Below are 7,121 nucleotides of genomic sequence, written 5' to 3' on the forward strand. Positions count from 1 at the left end.
ATGGCATCGTGTTTGAACTCTCTAGTGTAATTTGGACGTTTTCGTTTCTTGCTCATTGAACACCTCACTTTCTGTATAATTACTCTTAGCAAAGTGTCCGGTAAAATTAAACCACATTAAAAGAGACCATCAAAGCGGGTTTAAAGCTCAAGGCGCTCAAGTCCTTTCAACTCAAGCGAGTTAATATCGACACTACCGTACAGGAAAAGGAGATTCGTTTTCCTACCGATGCCTGGCTGTATGATCGAGCTCGGCAGAAATTGGTTGATTTTGCCAAAGAACGTCGGATTAAGATTCGCCAAAACTACAACCGGAAATCCAAGCATATGCTTTACTGGCAAAGTCGATATTCCCATGCCCGTCAGATGAAAAGGGCCAAGGCCTGTACACGCAAGTTGAGAAATTATCTGGGTCGAGTACTTCGAGATATTGAAAGAAACTGTTCAGAGATAGATGATCAACTACAGTCACTGATGGATATCGGAACACGGATCTATCACCAACAACGAAAAGACAAAAACAAAATTTACAGTGTTCATGCCCCTGAAGTGGAGTGTATCAGCAAAGGAAAAGCGCACAAGCGATATGAATTTGGTTGCAAAGTCAGTGTTGCCGCAACGAGTAAAGGCGGCTGGTTCGTCGGGGCGAAGGCTTACCATGGCAATCCTTATGACGGCCACACTTTGAAGGAAGCATTGAGACAAGTAAAACGAGTAGTACTAGAGCCTGAACACGTGTTTGTGGACATGGGTTATCGTGGTCATAACTACAAAGGAGACACACAAGTCCATGTTGACAAACGCCGAAGAGGAAGAACCGCCAAAAGCTTATGGCGGTGGATGAAGCGTCGTGCAGCCATAGAACCCGGGATCGGTCACTTGAAGCGAGAACATCGAATGGATCGCAGTCGTCTCAAAGGAGTTGAGGGAGACCGGATCAATGCGATTATGAGTGCAGCAGGTATGAATTTTTTAAAGCTGCTTAAGTGGGCAGCTGACTTTTTACGCCAAATTTTACTTTGGCTTCTATTTTGTCAAAGAGCAAGTATTTGCCAAATCTCTGGCAAATTATGAGTTTTTCAGGATCGACTAATTAAAATAGCGGAAACCGGCCAAGTGGTCCATGCTGCAGAGATTATCATGCGTACCATGGAGGTGGCGCATCACGGGGTAAAGGATTTTCAGATGGTTGTTCCTCAGGAACTTTTGAAGCAATCGCAGAAGACGAGGCGAATGTTTAATATTATTTTGGGTGCCATTGCCGGAATTTCCCTGCTGGTGGGAGGTATTGGAATTATGAATATCATGCTGGCAACGGTATCTGAACGCATGAAGGAGATAGGCATCAGACGTGCGGTGGGTGCAACGCGGGGCCATATTATCGTGCAGTTTCTGGCAGAATCGGTCATTCTTACATTTACCGGAGGGATCTTTGGGGTTGCGGCAGGCATCGGTGCGGTCGTGCTGATCACCACGGTTGCCGAGTGGGAAACTGCGGTGACCGGTGGGGCGATTTTGTTACCGCTGATTGTTTCTGTGCTGGTGGGAATTTTTTTCGGCCTGTATCCAGCCTGCCGGGCGGCATGGATGAATCCGATTGCCGCACTAAGATACGAGTAGGAGGTAAGGGCCATTGCCAATGGAAATTCGAATTTTCAGACGTAGCCTGTTTTTCCTTCTGTCCTTTTTGATGTTTTTCGGGTGTGCAACCATACCGGAGATTATCAATTTAGAGCAGGATGAAAGCTTTACACACGATGAAATCGTTGGCAGTATGATGGGTGTCGGCGGCGTTGTTTCCGTGGCCAACGATATTGATGAGTCAAAAAGCAGCAAATACGCAGGCATACTTCAAAAGAGTTTTCTTACGGTAAGAAAAGAGTTTGTCGTTTTGCCGGTTGAAGAAGTCATACAATGGCTGGGTAGTGATCGTTATCAGACGATGCTTCACCACTACAGATACAAAGGGTTGTTGGATTCAGACTTTGTTGTAAAATTGAAATCTTCCTCAATTGCATTCAGATATCTACTGCTGGTCCGCATCATTGAAAACGAAACCACTGAAACCAGGGAGAGATGTCCCAGAACTGAAATTCCCCCACAATGGGATTCAAAAGGAAATCCGGTTGTCAAGGAAATTGCGGTGGAGTTGACCGCTACGAGACGTATGACGGTTTCACTTGATATTTATGACCTCAGCAAAGGAATTTTGGCATGGAGCGGTATGATCAATGAGAGTAAATCAAAACAAAGAACCGTCTATTTCGAAAAAAAGGATGAGGATCTAGGAAGAAAGTTTGCTCTAATACCGGTCCGTGCATTTCTTGAGGTAACCCTTCAACCATCGGCACCGCCAACAGATAAATTGCTCCACAAAATTTTTAAGGCATTTGCCCAATATATGCCTTGAAAATTATCCGGAACCTTGGCAAGCGAGATCCGCTTTTATACCTCAAGCAACGAATGATCAGAGGAAAAAGGAATTTATAATCCCAGAAGTTTTTTCGATAAGCTATGCAGCTCAGAGTTTGCTAGTGCTACGACCTTCTTTTTGACCGAGCGAGAGTAATACTCCCGCTCGGTTTTCGTTAAAGGAAGACCTTCCAGTTTTTTTTTGAAGAGCTCCTTTTGTTTTGGTGAAAAAACTTGTGACAGCGCATACTCTAAAGAGAACTCCTCATACTTTTCTTTTCTTCGTCTACCCTTTTCAGCCTTTTCCTCAAAATAGAGTTCAAATAACCCTTTTAGGCGGTCTGGATCAAGCTCAACATCATTCCATTTGAGATTCTGATTATTGGATAGATCGCTTTTCCATTTCTTGACCAGGGCTTTATCATCTTTGGAAAAACCCTTTTGGATCTTGTTCCACCATGGAAACGATAAGTGGTAATGTAAAAACAAGGATCCGGACATGAGCACTAAGCGATGAAAGAGTTTTTTCTCTTCTTGGTTCATTAATCGCATTTCGACTTTTTCCGGAGCAAATTGATAACGTTCGGCCGCATTTGCCAACAGCACAGGGAAGCCTTCCCATAGCCTGTTGTCATTGCTTTTTACAACTTCTGCCAATGTTTCATTGACATCCAGTTCCTCAGTCGGTTCAAACATTGGAAGGCCAAGCTTCGACAAATTGGCCAGTAGTTTTTTATCAGTCATAAAGCCCCTTCTTTCGTAATAACCTTAAGAAATGGTCGATATTCGGCTTTAAGCGATCTTGTGATACATCATAACTGATCATGTCATAGAAATGTCGAATAAGCCTGCTCATATCAATTGTTGTTTGGTGGGCTTCAGTCAAGTTCAGGCAGTCTTCAAAATCAACTGTGGAGCCTCGCATCAACTTGCTGACTATCAAATCATAATCGTTCAAAATTCCAATATATAGATACGAAAACTCAAATAGAAAAGAGTGCCCTCCTTCTTCAAGAGGGGAATTCATAAGTTCGGTTGTATGAATACGATTTCCACGAAAAAGATCGAACTGAAAATCCTCTCCAATTCTTTTCCATCCGGAGCCAGTTACCAGTTTGTAACCCATTGATTTTAATTGTTTTGTCAGGTAAGCGTGCTCTCTGTCCTTTGGTACCATGAAGTCGACATCTTTGGTTGAAGGTTTTACCCCCATCAAAGTTATCGCTGTACCACCACAGGCAATCAAGTGGACTTTACGCTTGAGGAAACGGTTCCATTCTCTCAGAATTTCGAGAAGACGGCTTTTATTTAATCGATATCTCATTTGTATTTATTTATACAATATATAGTACTTTTAGATACATTTAATTGTATTAAACAATACAAGTTTATTAAGTGCCTGTCAATAGATTTGTTGAATTTAATATATAATCCGTAAATACCTTGTTAATGAAATAAGTAAGGCGGCCCACCCATGGCCCTGAAATTATGTAATCCAAGAGTTTTATTTCGGACGCGGGAGCTTAGGCAAACACTATTCCTATCCTATTCAATCACCTTTCTGGCATAAAGTGAATTTGCCGAATATGATAAAAACGAACTTATTTTGGTATGGAATATAATTATTTCTGACCAGAGACTTAAAAGTTCAGTTCACGTATCTGGCAATTTCGGATGACATTCAAGGGATGGTAGCTCAAGGAAGAACGGCAACCTAAGCACTTGAAATTGTGCGCGATGCCGCTCAAAAACTGATTAAGGCAAAAGCGCAGCATTTTTGAGCCCCAAACCTTGCCGCAATTGTCGATTCTTTTAACTATTCCTTGATCGTTAAAACCCGAAGCGGGGCATCTATCGGGTTTTAAATATCGTCAGATCGTCAAGCAGCAGGAAAGAATGAGATCCGGTATAATGAGCAGACCACTATGCCAACCATCCAAGATCATTCCGGAATATTGGGCCACTGGGTGAGTTTGCCCTGATAATTCCTAAGGGTGTATTCTTGATCGGTCTTATCCATGATGTAGTAATCCGGTATAAGCGGGATTTTGCCTATATTGGTGGCAACCACATACATGGGCTGGGCAAGGCCGGTGGTATGGCCGCGGATGGCATCGCGGATAAGCTCAGCCCCTTTTTCAACAGGCGTACGGAAATGATCAATGCCGGGCGCCGGTTCACAGTAAAACACATAATACGGTCTGATACGGACCGTGAGAAGTTTTTGATGCAGCAATCTAAAGGTTTCCACATCATCATTAATGCCTTTTAACAACACCGCCTGATTTCCCACATTGACCCCGCATTTTAACAAATCAAAAACCGCCTTGCCCGTCTTTTCCGTAATCTCTTTGGGGTGGTTGCACTGGGTGTTTATCCATATGGGGATTTGGTGATACGGGCTCAGTACCTTTTTAAGCCCTTCGGTGATTCGCTGGGGCAGGACAATGGGCGTTCGGGTTCCGAAGCGAATCATTTCAAGGTGATCAATTTCACGCAGTTTTCGAATAATATATTCGATTTTATCATCTGAAAGTATAAAAGGATCTCCCCCCGTAATCAGAACATCCCGAATTTCTTTGTGTTTCCGTATCCATTCAATACCTTCGTCAACGTCCATACGGAGTTTTAGATCGCGATCCACCACCAGTTCTTTTCGAAAGCAGTGACGGCAGTAATTTGCACAGACATCCGTTACGGTGAATGCGATCCGGTCGTGATACTGTCTGGCGATGCTGTCAGGCCTGACTTCATCGGTGTCACGGTTTTCTTTCCAGATCAAATAGTTGGGAATGCCATAACGGTTCTCTTTCTCTTTTAAAGACGGAACCACCTGCATGCGAATCGGGCAGTTGGGATCATCTTTGTCCATGAGAGATACAAAATAGGGGGTTGTCCCCCATTTGGTATTAAGGGTGGTAATCGCCTCTTCTTCTTCTTTGGTCACATTGATATAGGATTTCAATTTTTCAAGCGTATTCACGCTGTTTTGCAGTTGTTCTACCCATTCTTCCATGAAGTTGCCTCCCTACTATTTGTTTAATGATGAAGATTGTGCTGGTCTTGGCCTTTCGGTTCCATAACTTTAACGGTCTCATTATGCGCTCAAATACTTTTTATGCTCCTTGGGCGTCACATGCACCCTGTGATCTTCCCAGTCCTTTGTTTTAAGGGTCATGTAATTATGATAAATCCTTTCTCCTAGAATCTGTTTTAAAAACGAGCTTTTTTCCGCTTCAACCAAGGCTTCATACATACTTTTGGGCAAAAAGCGTTTATCCCATACACGGATATTGTATTTCTTTTTATAGGTGCTTCCAACATCGGGACGGCCGCAGTCGATTTTATTTTTAATCCCTTCCATCCCCATTGCGATCAGTACGGCAATCTGAAGATACATATTGCCTGCCGGGTCAGGACTTCTTAATTCTATTCTCATACCGGCAGGTGTTTGCGAATAAGGCACTCTCACCATCGAACTTCTGTTCCTGAATCCCCAGCTTCGGATCACAGGTGCTTCCCTCTCTAAGACATATGCTTTATAAGAATTAAAGGTGGAAGCCATAATGATGGAAGTTTCCCTGGCATATTTAAGGATACCGCCGATAAACTGCCGGGCAAGTTCACCAAAGTGTTGATCCGCAGCTTTATCATAAAACAGGTTGTTACCATCAAGATCCTGCATGGACAGATGAATATGAAATGCGTTTCGGTTAAAACCGTCAAAAGGTTTCGGCATGAAGGTGGCATGATAGCCAAACTCATTTGCGATCTTCTTGGTGATAAAGTTAAAAAGAACGGTGCGATCGGCACCACCAAGAGGGTCGATGGGTTTCAGATTTATTTCGTGCTGCGAAGGGGTAACCTCGTGGTGTGCTTTTTCAAAAGCTATCCCGCATGATTTCAGTATGGAAATGATCTTGTTCCTTACCGGCTCTCCCCTATCATGGGGAGTCGACAGAAAGTAACCGGCATTATCGGAATGGACATTTTTCCCAAATTCCTCTTCAGTCAGCAAAAAGAATTCGTGTTCCGGACCCACCATAAACCGGAAACCATGCTCGGTTTCCGCTTCGATCAGAACATTTTCCAACACCGCCCTTGGATCGGCCAGAGCGCGATTTCCAAGATCACTGTAAATATGGCCGATGAAAAATCCTGTTTTTTCATCTTTAAATTCCACCGTGCGAAAACTGTCGGGATCGGGAAAAAGCAGTCGGTCACTGTTATCAACAGTCGCCATGCCTGCAATGGAACTTCCATCAAAACCGACTCCTGTTTCAATAATGGAGTCAATATCGTCTGGATTGACAGGCAGGCTCATCAGCCTTCCGTTGAGGTTGGTAAAAAAGATTTTGGTGGAATCTGTGTTTTTTAATTTTTCTTTAATTTCCTTGATATGTGCCATTTTTTATTACTCCACTTTTTTTCAGCCAGCATAAATGCATAGAGGCGATTAAACTGCAATGAAATATCATCACTTCCGAACCGTCTAACATTCCAGCACTGGTAGTGGTAAAATAGATTCTATTCAAGTTTATTCGGGCGTTATCGGTCATCTGAAAAACACCCCAAAATAATCCTGTCCGCTGTAGCAACAGTATTCACAAAATGCAACATTTTTTCTTTTTCAGATTCGCTCAGTGCGGACAAAATAGGATTATATTCGTTTGCACGCCCTTATAGTAATTCTCAAAAATATGTTCCGTT

6 protein-coding genes and 1 pseudogene are annotated in these 7,121 nt (G+C 43.0%); 3 read left to right on the top strand and 4 right to left on the bottom strand.

From position 1 onward, the window contains the following. The first annotated feature begins 116 nt into the window (after window positions 1–116). The 3 genes and pseudogenes from SWH54_06120 (at window position 117) to SWH54_06130 (ending at window position 2,409) form a co-directional block, all read left to right on the top strand. A pseudogene (locus SWH54_06120) lies at window positions 117–1,007 on the top strand (IS5 family transposase). A gap of 132 nt (window positions 1,008–1,139) precedes the next feature. Continuing rightward, a complete protein-coding gene (locus tag SWH54_06125; GenBank protein MDY6790829.1) occupies window positions 1,140–1,619 on the top strand; it encodes an FtsX-like permease family protein in 480 nt (159 codons plus the stop codon). Window positions 1,620–1,632: 13 nt separating this feature from the next. Further along, window positions 1,633–2,409 carry a hypothetical protein gene (locus tag SWH54_06130; GenBank protein MDY6790830.1) on the top strand — a complete coding sequence of 259 codons (777 nt, stop codon included), beginning with the start codon at window positions 1,633–1,635 and terminating at the stop codon, window positions 2,407–2,409. A 74-nt stretch (window positions 2,410–2,483) separates the two neighbouring features. Here SWH54_06130 and SWH54_06135 read toward each other — a convergent pair whose 3' ends face one another. From SWH54_06135 to SWH54_06150, 4 genes are all read right to left on the bottom strand, one after another. Next, complete coding sequence (locus tag SWH54_06135) at window positions 2,484–3,155, bottom strand: hypothetical protein (protein ID MDY6790831.1); 672 nt, start codon at window positions 3,153–3,155, stop codon at window positions 2,484–2,486. Then, window positions 3,148–3,735 (bottom strand): DUF6036 family nucleotidyltransferase, encoded by a 588-nt coding sequence (locus tag SWH54_06140; protein MDY6790832.1) that lies wholly within the window; start codon window positions 3,733–3,735, stop codon window positions 3,148–3,150. Before SWH54_06140 ends, SWH54_06135 begins: the two co-directional genes overlap by 8 nt. A 618-nt stretch (window positions 3,736–4,353) precedes the next feature. Next, the gene (locus SWH54_06145) at window positions 4,354–5,427 is read right to left on the bottom strand and encodes a KamA family radical SAM protein (GenBank protein ID MDY6790833.1); all 1,074 of its coding nucleotides are present in this window, start codon (window positions 5,425–5,427) and stop codon (window positions 4,354–4,356) included. Window positions 5,428–5,508: 81 nt separating this feature from the next. Further along, window positions 5,509–6,819 (bottom strand): glutamine synthetase family protein, encoded by a 1,311-nt coding sequence (locus SWH54_06150; GenBank protein ID MDY6790834.1) that lies wholly within the window; start codon window positions 6,817–6,819, stop codon window positions 5,509–5,511. Window positions 6,820–7,121: the final 302 nt, after the last annotated feature.

The sequence above is a fragment of the Thermodesulfobacteriota bacterium genome (assembly GCA_034189135.1).
Taxonomy (GTDB): domain Bacteria; phylum Desulfobacterota; class Desulfobacteria; order Desulfobacterales; family JAUWMJ01; genus JAUWMJ01.

What these genes read in the sequence shown, in the direction of transcription:
- SWH54_06125 (MDY6790829.1), top strand. Translation starts at nt 1,140, where the DNA reads ATGCGTACCATGGAGGTGGCGCATCACGGGGTAAAGGATTTTCAGATG.
- SWH54_06140 (MDY6790832.1), bottom strand. Translation starts at nt 3,735, where the DNA reads ATGAGATATCGATTAAATAAAAGCCGTCTTCTCGAAATTCTGAGAGAA.
- SWH54_06145 (MDY6790833.1), bottom strand. Translation starts at nt 5,427, where the DNA reads ATGGAAGAATGGGTAGAACAACTGCAAAACAGCGTGAATACGCTTGAA.
- SWH54_06135 (MDY6790831.1), bottom strand. Translation starts at nt 3,155, where the DNA reads ATGACTGATAAAAAACTACTGGCCAATTTGTCGAAGCTTGGCCTTCCA.
- SWH54_06150 (MDY6790834.1), bottom strand. Translation starts at nt 6,819, where the DNA reads ATGGCACATATCAAGGAAATTAAAGAAAAATTAAAAAACACAGATTCC.